This window comes from uncultured Arthrobacter sp. (assembly GCF_902805515.1).
Taxonomy (GTDB): domain Bacteria; phylum Actinomycetota; class Actinomycetes; order Actinomycetales; family Micrococcaceae; genus Arthrobacter_D.
Window position 1 is genome coordinate 121,294 of the sequence record NZ_CADCTE010000001.1, and the last position, 15,586, is coordinate 136,879.

General features: G+C 64.9%; 17 protein-coding genes. 7 read left to right on the forward strand and 10 right to left on the reverse strand.

The genetic code is table 11. The features are described from left to right. The first annotated feature begins 6 nt into the window (after positions 1 to 6). Positions 7 to 663 (forward strand): nucleoside/nucleotide kinase family protein, encoded by a 657-nt coding sequence (locus tag QZX79_RS00605; RefSeq protein ID WP_294563265.1) that lies wholly within the window; start codon positions 7 to 9, stop codon positions 661 to 663. Between the two features lie 97 nt (positions 664 to 760). On the opposite strand, the gene QZX79_RS00610 is transcribed toward QZX79_RS00605, so the two are convergent. Together QZX79_RS00610 and QZX79_RS00615 are read right to left on the reverse strand one after the other, a co-directional pair. Further along, positions 761 to 1,192 (reverse strand): OsmC family protein, encoded by a 432-nt coding sequence (locus QZX79_RS00610; RefSeq protein ID WP_294563267.1) that lies wholly within the window; start codon positions 1,190 to 1,192, stop codon positions 761 to 763. 130 nt (positions 1,193 to 1,322) lie between these two features. Further along, complete coding sequence (locus QZX79_RS00615) at positions 1,323 to 2,108, reverse strand: MBL fold metallo-hydrolase (protein WP_294563269.1); 786 nt, start codon at positions 2,106 to 2,108, stop codon at positions 1,323 to 1,325. A gap of 199 nt (positions 2,109 to 2,307) precedes the next feature. Between QZX79_RS00615 and QZX79_RS00620 the strand changes: the two genes are divergently transcribed. Both QZX79_RS00620 and QZX79_RS00625 read left to right on the forward strand, forming a co-directional pair. Then, positions 2,308 to 3,459, forward strand: a complete 1,152-nt coding sequence (locus QZX79_RS00620; RefSeq protein WP_294563273.1) for an AI-2E family transporter — start codon at positions 2,308 to 2,310, stop codon at positions 3,457 to 3,459. A gap of 130 nt (positions 3,460 to 3,589) precedes the next feature. After that, the gene (locus QZX79_RS00625) at positions 3,590 to 4,405 is read left to right on the forward strand and encodes an SGNH/GDSL hydrolase family protein (protein ID WP_294563275.1); all 816 of its coding nucleotides are present in this window, start codon (positions 3,590 to 3,592) and stop codon (positions 4,403 to 4,405) included. 236 nt (positions 4,406 to 4,641) lie between these two features. On the opposite strand, the gene QZX79_RS00630 is transcribed toward QZX79_RS00625, so the two are convergent. Further along, the gene (locus tag QZX79_RS00630; protein ID WP_294563277.1) at positions 4,642 to 5,607 is read right to left on the reverse strand and encodes a GlxA family transcriptional regulator; all 966 of its coding nucleotides are present in this window, start codon (positions 5,605 to 5,607) and stop codon (positions 4,642 to 4,644) included. 134 nt (positions 5,608 to 5,741) lie between these two features. Between QZX79_RS00630 and QZX79_RS00635 the strand changes: the two genes are divergently transcribed. Further along, entirely contained in the window at positions 5,742 to 6,398 is a 657-nt protein-coding gene (locus QZX79_RS00635; protein ID WP_294563279.1) for an isochorismatase family protein, read from the forward strand. Positions 6,399 to 6,473: 75 nt separating this feature from the next. Here the strand turns inward: QZX79_RS00635 and QZX79_RS00640 are convergent, their stop codons facing one another. The 4 genes from QZX79_RS00640 to QZX79_RS00655 are packed head-to-tail and all read right to left on the reverse strand — an operon-like array spanning position 6,474 to position 10,710. Next, complete coding sequence (locus tag QZX79_RS00640; protein WP_294563281.1) at positions 6,474 to 7,568, reverse strand: DUF3445 domain-containing protein; 1,095 nt, start codon at positions 7,566 to 7,568, stop codon at positions 6,474 to 6,476. Positions 7,569 to 7,579: 11 nt separating this feature from the next. Then, on the reverse strand, positions 7,580 to 8,551 hold the full coding sequence (locus QZX79_RS00645) for a PDR/VanB family oxidoreductase (RefSeq protein ID WP_294563283.1): 972 nt from the start codon (positions 8,549 to 8,551) through the stop codon (positions 7,580 to 7,582). Continuing rightward, a complete protein-coding gene (locus tag QZX79_RS00650) occupies positions 8,548 to 9,153 on the reverse strand; it encodes a dimethylamine monooxygenase subunit DmmA family protein (protein WP_294563285.1) in 606 nt (201 codons plus the stop codon). Before QZX79_RS00650 ends, QZX79_RS00645 begins: the two co-directional genes overlap by 4 nt. 12 nt (positions 9,154 to 9,165) lie before the next feature. Further along, positions 9,166 to 10,710 carry an APC family permease gene (locus QZX79_RS00655; RefSeq protein ID WP_294563288.1) on the reverse strand — a complete coding sequence of 515 codons (1,545 nt, stop codon included), beginning with the start codon at positions 10,708 to 10,710 and terminating at the stop codon, positions 9,166 to 9,168. A 318-nt stretch (positions 10,711 to 11,028) separates the two neighbouring features. Here QZX79_RS00655 and QZX79_RS00660 point away from each other — a divergent pair, with 318 nt between their 5' ends. Continuing rightward, positions 11,029 to 11,790, forward strand: a complete 762-nt coding sequence (locus tag QZX79_RS00660) for a FadR/GntR family transcriptional regulator (RefSeq protein ID WP_294563290.1) — start codon at positions 11,029 to 11,031, stop codon at positions 11,788 to 11,790. Next, on the forward strand, positions 11,787 to 12,488 hold the full coding sequence (locus tag QZX79_RS00665; RefSeq protein ID WP_294563292.1) for a cache domain-containing protein: 702 nt from the start codon (positions 11,787 to 11,789) through the stop codon (positions 12,486 to 12,488). The genes QZX79_RS00660 and QZX79_RS00665 overlap by 4 nt, the downstream gene beginning before the upstream one ends. Positions 12,489 to 12,567: 79 nt before the next feature. Here the strand turns inward: QZX79_RS00665 and QZX79_RS00670 are convergent, their stop codons facing one another. The 3 genes from QZX79_RS00670 to QZX79_RS00680 all read right to left on the reverse strand — a co-directional run bounded on the left by QZX79_RS00670 (position 12,568) and on the right by QZX79_RS00680 (position 14,687). Next, positions 12,568 to 13,674, reverse strand: coding sequence for a spore photoproduct lyase family protein (locus tag QZX79_RS00670; protein WP_294563294.1), 1,107 nt, complete (start codon positions 13,672 to 13,674; stop codon positions 12,568 to 12,570). 94 nt (positions 13,675 to 13,768) lie between these two features. Further along, on the reverse strand, positions 13,769 to 14,206 hold the full coding sequence (locus QZX79_RS00675; protein WP_294563309.1) for a VOC family protein: 438 nt from the start codon (positions 14,204 to 14,206) through the stop codon (positions 13,769 to 13,771). Between the two features lie 136 nt (positions 14,207 to 14,342). After that, positions 14,343 to 14,687 carry a hypothetical protein gene (locus QZX79_RS00680; RefSeq protein WP_294563296.1) on the reverse strand — a complete coding sequence of 115 codons (345 nt, stop codon included), beginning with the start codon at positions 14,685 to 14,687 and terminating at the stop codon, positions 14,343 to 14,345. 389 nt (positions 14,688 to 15,076) lie between these two features. Between QZX79_RS00680 and QZX79_RS00685 the strand changes: the two genes are divergently transcribed. After that, positions 15,077 to 15,376 (forward strand): hypothetical protein, encoded by a 300-nt coding sequence (locus QZX79_RS00685; protein WP_294563297.1) that lies wholly within the window; start codon positions 15,077 to 15,079, stop codon positions 15,374 to 15,376. Positions 15,377 to 15,586 lie beyond the last annotated feature (210 nt).

Sequence of the window (15,586 nt, forward strand, 5' to 3'; positions counted from 1 at the left end):
CGCACGGTGACTCTCAATGACCTTCTCGAACGGATCGCTCACCTGAAGGAATCCCATCCGGCGCCGGTGATTATCGGCGTCGTCGGACCCCCGGGGGCGGGCAAGACCACGCTCGTCGAGCAGCTCATGCTCCGGCTCAACGACGGAGAAGGGGCACCTGAGCGCCAGCATCATGCGCATGTGCCGATGGACGGCTACCACCTGGCCGACGTCGAGCTGGCCCGCCTCGGCCGGCTCGGCCGCAAGGGTGCACCGGACACTTTCGATGCTTACGGGTACGCCGCCCTCCTGAAGCGGCTGCGGGGACCACGGGAGGCCGCGGTGTACGCACCGGGATTCGAACGCACCATCGAGCAGCCCATCGCGGGAGCCATTCCCGTGCACCCGTCGGCGACGACCATCCTCACCGAGGGCAACTACCTCCTGCTCGATGAACCCGGCTGGCGGGAGGTCCGATCCCAGTGCACCGAAATCTGGTACTGCGAGCAGGACGACGAGCTTCGGGTGGAACGCCTGGTCGCCCGGCACATCCGCTTCGGGAAAAGCCCGGACGCGGCCACCGAGTGGGTCGCAAACGTCGACGAACCGAACGCCCGCCTTATCCGCGGCACCAGGGAACGGGCTGATTTGGTCGTTCCGCTCGAGGACGTCGCACGGCTCTGACACCTCCGCGGGCAGCGCCGGATTCCCTCAGGTGTGGAAGACGGGAGGACCCGGGAACGGTGTCCCCGGTCCTCCCGTGAAGCTCCGTGCGGGTTGATCAGCCCTGCAGGGTGGCTGTGAGCGAGATGTCCTTGACGGCGGCAAGGGCCTGCGAGACCGGGCAGCCCTCCTTGGCGGCCTGGGCGAGGCGCTGGAAGTCCTCCTCCGAAATCCCGGGCACGGTGGCGTCGAGCGTGAGCCGGATCGCGGTGATCCCGGTGCCGGGCTGGAAGTCGACCTCCGCCTTGGTCTCCACGCGCTCGGGGGTTTTGCCTTCCTCGCTCAGGGCGTGGCTGAAGGCCATCGAGAAACATGCCGAGTGTGCTGCGGCGATGAGCTCCTCAGGACTCGTCTTGCCCTCGGACTGCTCGGCGCGTGCCTTCCAGGTGACGTCGTAGGTGCCGACGCCGGAGGAATCGAGGGTGACCTGTCCCGAGCCTGAGGCGAGGTCGCCACTCCAGACGGTGTGGGCTGTGCGAACGGTAGCCATGGTTCTCCTTGCTGTTGGACGGACACGTCGATTCGTGTCCGCGACTGCATTCCCTATCCTAGGGAGCGCATCTCGGATGTGCCTGACCTCCTCCAGTCCAATGTCCACGCCGCCCGGTTGCGGGGCGTCGTTACGGCAAGGTGCGGAGGTACTCCAGCTGGGCCGCCACTGAACTCTCGGCCGCCCGCCGTACGGAGGGATCCGCATCGGCGTAGACAACGTCAGCGATCTGCCGTACCTCCGCGTCCGGCCCAAGCCCGGCGATGGCGGAGCGGACCTGGGAGAGGCGCTCCAGGCGGTGCGCGCGGTAGGCGCGCACGACGGCGTCGAGTGCGGGCAGGACCGGGCCGTGGGCCGGCAGCACTGTGGCCGGACCCAGCGGTTCGAGCCGGTCCAGTGAGGCAAGGTAGTCGCCGAGGCGGCCATCGGGATGGTCGAGCATCGTCGTTCCGCGGCCCAGGATGGTGTCGCCGGTGAGCACCGATCCCGCCGGCCCGTCGAAAGGGAGGTGGAAGCAGACCGAGTCGGAGGTGTGCCCCGGCGTTGCCACCACCCGAATCTCGGTTCCGGCGGCCGAGAGGACCTCGCCGTCCTGCAATGGCCGGTCACCGATGCAATGCTCCGGGTCGGCGGCCCGGACGGGTGCACCCGTCAGCTCGTGCAGGCGCGCGGCCCCGGCGGTGTGATCTGCGTGGCGGTGCGTGATCAGGATGAGTTCCACTGGGCCGGCCGCGAGCGCCTGAAGGTGCTGCTCGTCCAGCGGCCCGGGATCCACCACCACCGCTCCCGCGCTGTCTTCCGCACCGATCAGATACGAATTGGTGCCTTCGAGGCTCATCGGTCCGGGATTGGGAGCGAGTCGGAATCTGGTCAAAGCGGTCGAGCTGACCCAAGCTGAGGAATCTGCGGCTGCCACCCTTTCATCGTTGCATCGATCCAGCCGGCCTCCTAGGACGCAACGCTTTCCGTGCCGCGGCGTGACGAATCCCGGAATGAAAATAGTCCTAAGGGAGTACATCGGATACTCCATTTGGCGGACGAAATTGCCGAGAACCTCTCTATAAAGTGACTGCGGTGACGCAGAATGCATCCAACATTTCACTTGAAGGAAAGATATGGCCGAGCAGCAGGACCTGATGATGGCGGCCGCGCGGGAAGGAAGATCCAGTCCCCATGAAATACGGGAAACACCACGGCGTATCCGCCGCGGAGCGCTGCTTTCGGCCCTGAGAGCGGCGACGCCGATCCTGGGACGGCTCATGATCATTGCGCCTGCAGTTATCGGCGCATGCTATCTGCTTTCCAGCGTGTGGGTGATCGTCCTCCCGCTGATCCTGGCCCTGCTGCTGTCATCGATACTTTGGCCCGTCACAATATTCCTGCGTCGCGCCCTGCCTGCGGCGGCAGCCGCAGCCATCACAATCGTCGGGCTGGTGGGAGCGGCGGTCGGGGTGGGGTGGGCAACTGCCGCCCTGTCCGTGAACGGGGTGCGGGAACTATCGATGCGCACGAAGGACAATATCCGGAGCCTGAACGAGTTCGCGGCGTCGTCGTGGTTCACGGAGGCGGACATCAACGAGTTCCTCGAATCGGTGCTCGTTTGGCCGCAGGAGAACCTGGGTCAGCTCCTGGCACAGCTGTTCACGGGCCTAGAGACGGTCGGTTCGATCACGGTGACGGTGCTGCTGACGCTGATTCTGACGTTCTTCTGCCTCAAGGACGGAGACAGGTTCTCCGAATGGCTTCTGCGGTGGACGACGGGCACGGCGTTCGTCCATGCCGCGGGGGTGTCATCGAGGAGCTGGCAGACCTTGTCCGCATACGTGTCCTCCCAGGCAGCAGTAGCACTCGTGGACGCTGTGTTCATTGGGGCCGGGCTTTGGGCCCTCGGGGTCCCGCTTGCTCTGCCGTTGGCGGTGCTGATATTTTTCGGCGGGTTCCTTCCGGTGATCGGCGCCGTCGCGACCGGGCTCCTCGCCACGCTCGTGGCGCTCCTGTCCGAAGGGTGGGGCATCGCCTTGATTGTGTTGGGCCTCGTCCTGCTCGTGCAGCAGCTCGAAAGTAACGTGTTGCAACCGCTCCTGGTCGGTAGGTCGCTCAAGCTCCACCCAGCTGTAGTCCTCACTGGAGTGGCGGCCGGCGCGTCGCTGTTCGGCATCGTTGGCGCGTTTCTCGCCACACCCGTCATCGCCGTCGTGATGGTCACCTTGCAGTACTCCCGGGAGCAGATGCTCGAGCCCGCTGCGATGCCCCCGACCAGGGCATAGTCTGGGAGGGCGTGCTGCGCCTGTGCCAAGGAGGCCGTGCTTCACACCTCGGGACAGATCGGGCCGGTTCCTCGCCGGGATCCGATGCAAGGCCGCCTGGCGTCCGGAACTTCCGACCAAGGGAACCACCATGACTTATCGGTACATCGCGATCGGGGATAGTTTGTCCGAAGGGGTTGGGGACCTTCCCTGGCCGGATGGAACGCCGCGCGGATGGACGGACCGCCTTGCGGGTCTGCATACCGTTCAGCACGGACCGGTCGAGTATGCGAACCTCGCCGTGCGCGGATACAAGACCGATCAGGTCCGCGAACATCAGCTGGACCGGGCACTGAGTCTTGCTCCGGATCTCGTCACCATCACGGCCGGTATGAATGACATCCTGCGTCCACGTGTCGACTTCGACGCCCTCCAAGCCAGCCTCGCCGGATTGGTCACGGCGTTCAGGGAATCAGGCGCCGACGTGATGTTCGTTCCGATCCCTGATCTGAAGAGTGTATCGCCCGCAGGAAGCCTTATCGACGTCCGGCGACGGCGCCTGAACGCCATCTACGGGCAGTTGTCCGACCAGTGGGGTCTCGCCTCGCTTGCCGGCACCGAGGGGACAGTCTTCGAAGACCCCCGGGCCTGGGATCTCGACCGACTCCATCTTTCCCAGCTGGGTCACGAACGTCTCGCTCTGGGGGCGGCTGATGCGTTGGGTCTGGCGGGTGCTTTTGACTGGAACGCGGCACTGGTGGGAACACGGCCTCCCCGAACGGTCCGAACTGAAGCACAGTGGTGGTGGTTCTACGTGTTGCCTTGGGTCAACCGCCGTATCCGAGGGCGATCATCCGGGGACGGACGGGTGGCTAAACTGCCCACGCTCAGCATCGTCGAATCAGCAGAGACACGATGGGTCAGCACAACGGAGGGTCCGGCCCAGCACCCCGATCAGGGCAGCTGAACGCGGATCCTTATTCTTTCGGTGCAGCACCGGCTCGTGGATAGGACCAATATGTGGGTTGATGATAAAGGTGTGTGCCACACGGTGGCATTGGCAGATCCCACGTGGCTGATGTCCGATATTTTTCGTCAGAGTCTTGGGCGGTTAATGGCGCGGGATCAGGATGACCTGGACGATGTGCTCGAAACCGAGGAGACGCGCTTCTTCGAGCTGTCTAGCCGTCGCAGGCGCCGGCGTCAGGGCAGGGTCGGTGTAGCCGGTCGGGTGTCGAAGCGGCGCCGGTAGTCCGTCGGGGTGGTCGAGAAGGCGGCCGCGAAGTTCTGGCGGAGTGTGACCGCGTTGCCGAACCCGCAGTCCGCGGCGATCTGATCGATCGACAGATCGGTGGTCTCCAACAAGCGGCGGGCGGCATCGAGCCGGCGTAAACGGACCCAGGCGGACGGTGTTGTCCCGGTGGCTGCCCGGAAAGCGCGGACGAAAGTCCGTCGGCTCATGTGCGCCCGCTGTGAAAGCTGATCGATGGTGAGCGGCTCGCGGAGGTTGGCCAGAGCCCACTCGAGCAAACGCGCAATCGGGTCGTCGGTGGATCGCTGGAGCACCGGATGCTCGATGTACTGTGCCTGGCCGCCCTCGCGGTGGGGTGCGACGACGAGGCTGCGCGCTACCTTGTTTGCCGCATCCGCTCCCAGACGGGTCCGGACAAGGTGAAGGCAGGCGTCCAGGCCCGACGCCGTTCCCGCCGAAGTCATCACGTCCCCGTGGTCGATATACAGCACGGAGCGGTCGAGGAGGACGTCAGGGTGCCGCTCGGTCAGGGTGGGAAAAGCCTGCCAGTGTGTGACGGCCTGACGCCCGGCGAGCAGCCCCGCGTCCGCCAGGGCTATCGCACCAAGGCACAGGCCCAGGATTGCGACGTCCTGCCGGTGCGCATCCTGCAGTATGGTCCGCAGGGTGTCGCTCGGAACGCGCCCGTCGTCGAACCATGAGGGCACCACCACAACGTCCGCGGCCGCTGCAGCGTCGGGGCCCGCGATTCCGGCCAGCTGATACCCCTCGGCCGTCCGGACCGCGCCGGGCTTATCGGAGAACAAGGTGGTCGTCCACTCCGCGAGACCCTGCCGGGTGACCTCATCGAAAACCATCTGCGGGACGGCGAGATGGAACATCGTCACGCCCTCGAAGGCGTACACCGCACTACGCATGCATCCTCCCGATTGGCCCGATTCCATCGTACCTAGGCATGCGTGCCACTGTTGTCCCGCCGCTGCGCCGTGAAGGATGGAATTCCGCCACCCGGCGGTCACCGCCATCCCCACACCCAGGAGAATCCCTCATCATGAGCACACCCCGCCGCGCCCTCGTTCTCGTCGATGTCCAGCAGCAGTACTTCAGCGGTCTGCTCGAGATCCAGCACCCGCCGCACGAGCAGTCGCTGCCGCGCATCACCGCAGCGATCGATGCGGCCACCGCGGCAGGCATCCCCATCGCCGTCGTGCAGCACACCGCAGGCGAGGGAGCCCCCGTCTTCGCCCCGGGCACTCCGGAATTCGAACTCCACCCCGAGGTCCAGAGCCGGCGCACCGAGGCGTGGAAGAGCGTCGTGAAGCAGTACGGCTCGGTGTATGCCGGCACCGACCTCACTGCCTGGCTGCGCGGGAACGACGTCGACACCGTCACCCTCGTGGGCTACATGACCAACAACTGCATTCTCGGCTCGGCCGTCGAGGCCGAAGCCCTCGGTTTCACCACCGAGGTCCTTTCCGATGCCACAGGCGCGATCAATCTCGCCAACGACGCCGGTTTCGTTGATGCCCGGACCGTGCACACGACCCTGCTCGCACTGCTGAATTCCAACTGGGCGGCCGTGGGCACCACGGACGCCTGGGCGACAGCACTGACCGCCCAGCAGGAGCTGCCCGGAGGCGACCTGGGAAGTTCGGCCGCGGCCGGAGCGGCACGCGCCACGCAAAACCTTTCCCCGGCACAGGGGTAACGACGGGCGGTTCCCGCTGACAGCGGTCGGTGGAGGAATTCTGGACAGGTGCCCAAAATTCCTCCCCCGTGAGACTTAGCTGTTGCCGGGCTGGATGCCGTCCGGGTACCAGGGGTAACCCGTCGCCAACGGTGCCCCGTCGTCGTGCTGTGAGAGCCATTCGACGGCAGCGGCGTGATACCGGTGGAAGCCCTTGTAGTCGGCGAGTTCGTGATCCAGGGAGGCGAGCGCCCGATGTACCCGCTTCGCCCAGTCCGGTGCGTGTTCCACCAGTTCAGCCAGGCTGACGAGGTAGGTGCGGACCGGGAACACGATGGCATTCGAGCGGGGCAGGAGGTGCAGGGGCTGCAGCTCGATACGCAGGTGCACCATTTCTCCCGCGTTTTCAGCGGTGACCTTCGCCCGGTCTGGCGCCCAGTCCGGCAGCGTTTCCACTGAGGTCTCGAGGCGGGGGTTCACGGTCAGGGACCAGTTGACCCGCCGGACGGGGTGGCCGGGCTTCATGCGGAGGAGGAACTTCAGGGCCCGGTCCAGAATTCCCAGCTTGTCCAGCTTGGGCACGGGGCCGTGGAACTCGGAGAAGTTCATGCCGAGGTTGAACTGCAGGGAGTAGTCGGCACGCTGGGTGGTCATGCCGGCGCCGATGACGAGCGTGTTATCCCGCTCCTCGAGAACGACGAACTCGCCCTGGGCCTGCCGTGTTGCGTACTCCATCGGATCCATCGGCAGGGTTGCGGGATCGCCGAAGGTAAACGAATCATCAATCCCGAGCAGCCGGTTCTGCCACCGCCATTCGTTTCCGTTCTTGGTGAGGGTGAAGTGTTCGGGGAAATCCCGGTTGTATGACTCGAAGATGAGCTCCAGGAGGTCCCACTGAGCCTCCAGCATGTGCGGCAGCGCAAGGTAGTGCACGCCCGGCATGTCCCGAAGCATCTGGGCGCGGTGGGCACACTCGGACACGTAGTGCTCATCGATATCGAACGCGGCACTGAGCGCGCCGTCACCGGCCGGGACGTGCGGTTCAAGATTCATCGAGTACATGTATTCGTCGTCCGGGAACGGGAAGGGGAGACGGCGGACCGCCTCACGGGAGTTTTTGAACCGGTACTCGCCCTCGGGCGTGTAGGTCTCATCCAGGGTGAATCCGGTCGGGGTGGGGATCGCAGGCATCGGTGTTCTCCTTATGCGTTCAATACGAGTTTTGTGCAGGTGGCCCGCGAGACGCAGGGCATGAAGAGCTTGTTCGTGCATCGCTCGGATTCGGACAGCCAGTCGTCCCGGTGGTCGATGGTTCCCTCGAGTTCAAGGACCTCGGTCTCGCACTCGCCACACGCACCGCCCCGGCAGAGATAGGGCAGCTTGTGGCCCGCCTCTTCGGCCGCCTCCAACAGCGACTGCTCGGGAGAGACCTCGATCACTGCCCCGGACCGGGCCAGGGTGACCGAGAAGGGGCTGCCGGTCGACCCGAGGTCCTCGAACCGTTCGTAGTGGATGTGCGACTCGGTCCATCCGAGGGCGTGAGCGGCGTCGATGACGTCATTGACCATCCGGTCCGGTCCGCAGACGTAGGTATGCGTGCCCAGCGGCCGGCCGGCGAGGATCTCCGATGAGTCCAGCCGGGAGCCGTCGCCGTCACCGTATACCGTGACCCGGTCCCCGTAGAGTTCCTTGAGTTCGCGGCCGAGGGCGGCATGCTCCGGGCCCCGGACGGCCAGGTGGAGCTCGAAGGAGCCTCCCTTGACGCTCAGCTCTTCCAGCTGAGCGTAAATGGGAGTCACCCCGACCCCTCCGGCGATGAAGAGGTGGTGCCGGGCGTGCTTCGACACCGGAAAGAGGTTCGCGGGCGTCGTGACCAGCAGAACGTCGCCCTCCCGGACATTCCGGTGCATGGCGAGCGAGCCGCGCTTTCCCTCGTCGATGCGGCGCACGGCGATCTGGTACTTGCTCGTGTCGTAGGGCGAACTCATGAGTGAGTACGCGTTGCGGCGGGTCTCTCCCTCGAAGGGAATCAGGACACGCACGTGGCTTCCTCCGGAGAATGGTGGAAGCCAGGATCCATCCTCGGCGGAAAAGGTGTATCGGTTAATCTCCGGTGTGACGGCTTCGATCCGGTCGACTTTCAGCCGAAGGGCTCCGTGCTGCGCCTCACTCATGTGTCCAACTCCTCATCTTCCGGCAGTTCACCGGGTACTTCGCCGTCCGCTTTCACTCCCTGGAAGGCAGCGAGCCGTCCGGAGTAGTGGTCGCGGACGACCAGATTTCGTTCGCACCCGGGGCATTGAAAGACCCGCCGGGTCACATTCTCGGAATAGTGGCCGCAGTGCGCGCACCACACCCGCCGCACGAAGGAACCCGCGTGCTCGCGCAGCACTTCGTCCCGGTTCATGCCGTAGGAGGTGGCGACCTGCATCGAGGTGCCGATGAATCCTTCGGAACCGGAGAGGTACAGCCGGGTGCCCATCTGTGCAGTCGCGAGGACGGCGTCGAGTCCCCGAACGGCCTCGGCGTTGGTGGGAAACACGAAGAGTTCGCGCACCTGATGTTTCTTGATGTGCGCCAGGTGATTCCGGCCCGTGAAGGACTCGATTGAGTACAGGACCGTGGTTGCGGCCAGCTGTACCGGGTCCATCTCTCCCAGCAGGCGCAGCAGCGGCTCTCCGCCGCTGCCCTGGGCGGCAGCGACGTGGCGGAGGCCGCTGGCCATGGGCGTCAGCTCGTCGTACACGGGACGGCTCTTGATGCCGGTGATCAGCATGAGTTCTGCCTCTTATCCTTGAACGCGGTCGACGGGACGGGCGGCGTCGTGACGGTTGCCGGCGGGGGCCGTGGGAACGGCGTCAGCTGCCGGGGCGTCACCCTTGAGGTGCGGCTTCTTCCACGCCATGTAGATCAGGCCGATTCCGACGACGCTGACGGCCGAAATCAGGACGACGTGGTTGGCGAACCAACCGTCTTCCGGGGTCCGGGGCCAGGCCATGTTCACCATGCCGAGGACGCCCCACACCAGGGCGGCAATGTTGACCGGGATACCCCACACGCCGAGTTGGAAGGCTCCGTTGGGCTTCCAGCCGAGCAGGCGTGCCCGCAGTGATGCAAGGACCACCATCTGGAAGCCCATGTACATGCCCATGGCGGCGAAGGAAATGATCACGGTCAGGGCGTCGCTGGAAACCTTGGATCCGATGACGATCAGGGCCGGAACCAGCCCCGCCAGGAGCAGGGCGTACGGCGGTACGTGCCGCGTTTCGCTGAAGGTGCTCAGGAGCTTGCTGCCGGGAAGGATGCCGTCCCGGGCCATCGAGTAGGCGAGGCGGGAGGTGGCTGCCTGAAGGCTCAGCACGCAGGAGAGGAAGGAGACGAGCACGACGGCCAGAACCACCTTGAAGCCGACCGGACCGAAGGCCGAGAGGAGGATATTGCCCACGGGGTCCGTGTCGGCGCCGGAGATCACGGCGGCGAAGTCGGGGACCGCGAGGATCAGGGACAGGCAGACGAACATCGCTGCGAATCCGCCGATGTAGATGGTCATCCTCATGGCCTTGGGGATGGTGCGGCCGGGGTTGGGAACCTCTTCCGCGACATCACCGCAGGCTTCAAACCCGTAGTACTGGAAGATGCCGATCAGCCCGGCGGCCGCGAAGGCCACGAAATAGCTGCTGCCTTCCCCGGCGCCGAAGGACTGGAACAGCACACTGAGGTCGTGCTGCCGGGCGGCGATCAGCAGCCACGTTCCCACAGCCAGCGCGCCGCCGAGTTCTGCCAGGAGGCCGATCATCGCAACGGTGTTCAGCACCTTGGTTCCGCCAAGATTCAGCACCGTCGCCAGCGCGATGACCACAAGGCCCGCGACGATGACGGAATTGACTGTGTTCTCCATTCCGACAAGGGTGCTGAGGAACGGTCCCGCCCCGTACGCGACGCTGGCGATGGTGGTCAGGAGTGCGACGAGGTAGACCCAGCCGTTCATCCACCCCCATTTGCGGCCCCAAAGCCTCCGCGACCAGGGATAAACACCTCCGGCCACCGGGTACGCCGCCACAACCTCGCCGAAAACTGTGGCGACGAGGAGCTGGCCGACGCCGACGATGACGAGGGACCAGAACATCGGAGGCCCCGCAATACCAAGGGAGGCTGCAAAGAGGGAGTAGATGGCCACCACCGGCGACAGGTAGGTGAACCCCAACGAGACGTTGCCCCAGAACGTCATCTCCCGCTCAAACTGCTTTTCGTACGAGTAGCCAAGGCTTGCGAGGTGTCGGGCGTCTTCGTCGCCGTCGGTCTCTGTCACCGGCTCCGTGATTGCTTCACGCATGGGACTCCTTCGAATCGGCCCCGGGTCAGTGTGAGCAGGGCCACGTTCGTAAAACCCTACTTCCAAAGGTATGGAACGGCAACACCGAATCTGGAGACCTCTCAATCCGCGCTGATGGAGGGTCCGGGTACGTCTCGGACAACGTATAAGCTATGTTTTCAATGGATTTCGCTGCGGGTTGGGTTACACTCGACGCCAGAGCAGGATGGGACGAGCCGGCTTCCGGGCGCGAGCGCGGCAGATCGGTTCGGCCACAGATCCGACCGTCGTCGACGGATTAGAATCAGTGCTGGTCCCTCTATTGCATGGAGTCGTTTTTTGGCATCGAACACCGCATTTCAAGCCCAGGTGTACCGGTCGTTGCCCGAAACCGAGCGCTCCGAAGCCATCGTCAATCGGATTTCCAAAGCTATTGCTTTGGGCCTGCTGAAGGTGGGCGAGCGGCTCCCTCCGGAAACGGCTCTTTCCGAAATGTTCGGCGTTGCTCCGTCTACTCTCCGGGAGGCGCTGGCCGATCTCCGGGACCAGGGGATCGTCACAACGCGGCGGGGGCGCCACGGCGGAACATTTATCGTCAAGCAGCCCTTTACGTCGGCCGACGTCCTGGAAAAGTGGTTTCGGGAAACCTCCATTGCGGAAATCCGGGATGTGGGAGACGAGCACGCCGCTATCGCTGCTGCCACCGTGCGGCTCGCTTGTGAACGGGCCGAGCCCCATGAAGTCAGCAGGCTTCTGGAGCTTGCGACTGCCCTTGTCATGTCGGACAAACCCGAGCTGCGCGCCCGGGCAGACAGCAGATTTCACATCGAACTGGCGGTCCTCGCCCAGTCCCCACGACTGATGAACGCCGAGATCAGGCTGCAGGCGGAAACGGTCCAGGCGCTGTGGGCGCCCGTACCGCTGACCCGCGATCCGGAACGGGTGGCGAGCGAACATCTCGCCCTGGCACGGGCGATAGCGAACGACGCGCCCGAAGAGGCCCAACGGTTGGTACTGGCGCACATTCGGCACGACATCCACCATCTCGTGGATGCCAAGCTGTCCCTTGGGTACCCGACGTCTCAGCAGGAGCGCCCGTGACCTCTCCTACCCCTGCGGTTCAGGCGGCAGCCGACATCGCTGCGTGGATGAACGCCCTCGGCCTCGACGTCCACCAGTTCGCGGCACGGACGGCAGCGCTGTGGCCGGACCGCCCAAGTCCCCTCACCATCGCTTCGAGCGACATCGCCAGGCTGGAAAGCCTGGCGAAGGAATTCCTGGAATCGCATACCTTCGTCGTGGGGGCGGGAGTTATCTTCTCAACCGAGGCGATCAAGAGCAGCGAGGGCGGGCTCGAGTGGTGGATCAGGCGGCAGGACAGCGTCGAGAAGCTTGAATTTGATCTGACGCCCGGCGGCGAGCGGTTTTATGACTACCAGAACATGCCGTTCTTCGCCGCGGCGAACCGCACTGGAGAACAGACGGCGTGGGGCCCGTATGTCGATTACCTCGGGCTGGATGAATATATTCTTACCCACTCTGCGCCCATCCTGCTCAATGGGAAGTTCGCAGGGGTGGCCGGCTGCGACATACGAATCCGCAAACTCGAAGAGATTTTCATGCCGGCCCTGCGGGCAATTCCCGGCGACGCCGCGCTCCTCAACGGAAGCGGGCGCGTCGTCGTCGGGAATTCCGGCGCCTATCTGGTCGGCGAGAGAATACGATCGACGCCAAAGGACAAGGTGCTGATTCCGATCGAAGTGCCGCATCTCGGATTCTCCCTGCTAAGCAGCCGCTGACCGCCTTTAGCCCGAAGCCGCCACCCGGTCGCGTCCGGTAAGCGCGCCAATGACGGCAGGCACCGCCTGGCGCTTGCGCTCAGGTCCAGTAGAGAAGCCGGGCACCCGGCAGGCGCCGTTCCAGTTCCTCCGTGAACCACCGGCGCATCTCCGTCATGGTCTGCTTCGGGTACATGTACTTCACTCCGCCGAACTTGGAACGCTTCTGGCTCCGCGAAGCTTCGTCCATCTCGAGCTTGGTACTTGGATACCAGCCAAGCAGCACCTCCTTGCTCGCGGGCGTGAAGCGGTGGGTGATGATTTCGGCCGTGAGATCGAGGTCGCCGATGCCGGTGACGGCCTCGGAGACGTCGTCGAGCAGTGCGCCGTACTGCTCCCGCCAGCCGGGGATGGGCATGACCGGGGCGATGGTCAGTCCCACCCGATAGCCGGCCGCCGCCACCGAACGGAGAGCGGCAAGCCGCGCGGGCATGCGCGCGGTTCCGCCTTCGAAGCGGTTTGCCACCTCTGCGGCATTGACCGAGAACCGGATCCGCGTGCGACGCCCATGATTCAGGGTCACCAGGGGAGCGACGTCGTCGAACTTCGTCGTGAACCGCAGCTGCACGTCGGACCCGAATTCGCCCGTCCCCACGCGGGCGATCGCGGCTGCGAGCGAACCGGTCACGTTCTCGATGCCGAGGGGGTCGGTGTAGCAGGACATTTCGAACGTCGTCCCCTCGTCACCGCGCTCGAGGGTCCCGCGGGTGACGGAACCCCTGCCGGCGTGGGTGCGAATTCCCTCAAGCACGTCGTCGATATTGGCGTAAACGCGGGTCACGGGCGGCCCCTGGAGGGATCCGGCGAGGTAGCAGTACTGGCAGTGGGCCGGGCAGCCCTTGGCGAGGTCGATGCGCCAGTCAGCGCTCGGCGGGATCGGCTGCGGTTTCAGGGCACTCGGCGGGGCCGCGGCCACTGCAAGCGTGTTCTTCGCGGACGCGTAGGTCTCCCGGTCGCTGGCGCGGCGGAGACCCGTCAGCGCATTTCCGGGCAGGAAGCGGATGTCGTCGACGCCGGCTCGCTCGCAACGTCTGATGATCTCGGCTGTATGCGGTAGATCGGCTGCGGACCGCGTGATCATCACGTGTTTGGGCACCCACAACCGCGTGGGAGAGATGGAGGTCAGGTCGATTTCCTGAGAAGGCATCATTACCTTGTATAACGATCTCGAGGGCGCCGATGTTCCGCGAAACCCCCGGATTTGCGCGCGGCGTGGTGGTCTGCGGCCCGGGATCGGCGGGTCAGCCCTTGGCCAGTTCCTGCGCGAGCATCACCAGGATGCCGCTGGGGCCGCGGAGGTAGGTGAGCTTGTAGATATTTCCATAGGTGGCCACGCCGCGCAGCGGGTGGCAGCCGTGCCGTGCGGCGATCTCGAGGGCCGCGTCGATGTCGTCGACCGAGAAGGCGACACGGTGCATGCCGATGTCATTGGGCAGGGTGGGCTCCGTCTCGATCGCCTCGGGGTGGAGGTACTCAAAAAGCTCGAGGCGGCCGTTGCCGTCGGGCGTCTGCAGCATGGCGATCTTGGCATGGTTGCCGTCGAGGCCGACGGCGGTGTCGGCCCACTCGCCACTGACCGTGTCGCGGCCGAGGACGGTGAGCCCGAGGTCGGTGAAGAAGGCGATCGCTGCTTCGAGGTCGCGGACCGCGATGCCGACGTTCTCGAGTTTGATGGGCATGCGCCACACGCTAGCAACGCGCGGTGGCTTCGTCACGGTGCACCCTGTGACGGGCCACCATGATGTGCGGGCGGTCAAGGAAGAGTCCGCCCTCCCCGAGCTCGAGCCGTTCGCGACAACCATCGCGCCGGTAGGGTCAGGACGCGCCCTGCTGCGAGTAGCGTCCGGTGAACGTTGATCCTCGGTTGAGCTCGGTGAATTCAAGGCCGGTGACTTCCCCGTCCTCGACGAGGTACCGGAGCTCGTAGCAGGCGCGGTAGCTCGGCGGCCAAAAGGAGCAGAACCGTCCCTTGTCATCGACGTACCACTCGCCCTGCGTCGGACGGCCGTGCTCGACGTAGACTGTCGTGCCCCGTTCATCAAACGTCTGCGTGGCCCCGTCATCGTAGAGGAAGTCCCCGGCCGTGACCGCCTCGGCAATCTCGGTTGCCGGCACCGGCTCCCGATCGGTGATTGGTCGCTTCTTCGCAAAATTCGACACTGCTACCTCCCTGATATTGAATCGGTGGAACACCCGCCCTCTTCACCCCTGTCGTCGGCGACGAGACGGGACGGGCCCCCGTTGCCAAGTTTCGGCCTTCGGCTCGGAGTCGACAAGAGCCACTCGGTGGTGCGCGCAGGGTCGGGGTCGCGCCCGCCCGACCGCATCCTCCACCCGCCCGTGGTGAAGCAGCAGAACCGTGCCTTGTCATCGAGATACTGCGGGTTGACACTGTGTCCATATCCTCGCACGCTTGAATCGTTATCCCGGACCGTGGTCTCCCTATTAGAAAGCCTTTTCAGGGACCCCATATGTCACCGGAACCAGAAGCCGGGCACCCAGCGGACCCGCGGCCACGCCTCGACCACTCCATACAAGGCGCTGGCGGCATGGCCGATAAGCAGATACCACCCTCGAACATCATCGCCAACGCCCAACGGGTGTTCGAGGTGCTGAGCGCCTACCGTTACTACGACGAGGGTCTGACCTCTGAACGTGAACTAAGAAGCCGAATCGCTACCGTTCTGGCCGGGGCCGATGTTCCCCTGTTGGTCACATCCCTGGCCCACAGCACGATCGAATTTGTGAAACGGACTGCGTCGGCCCGGGGAGAGACGGTCGAACAGGTCATGGAAGCCATTGAAGATGAACTCCGTCCCTTCACCGATCCCAAGATGCCGCGCACCTGACTGCCCCCACCTTGGCCCTGTTCGCAAAAATCACTGCGGGCGCCGGTCCAAGAACCGCCGCCCGCAGTGATGATCAGCCCTATCCCTCACCGGTCGATGCCGGCTCTGATGCCAGTCGCAGGTTTCATCGGCCGCCCCCGGTGAAGGGTAAGGAGTTCTTAGGCGGCGTCCGCTACGGGCAGCCGCCCGAGGGTGCGGCCCATCCAGGAG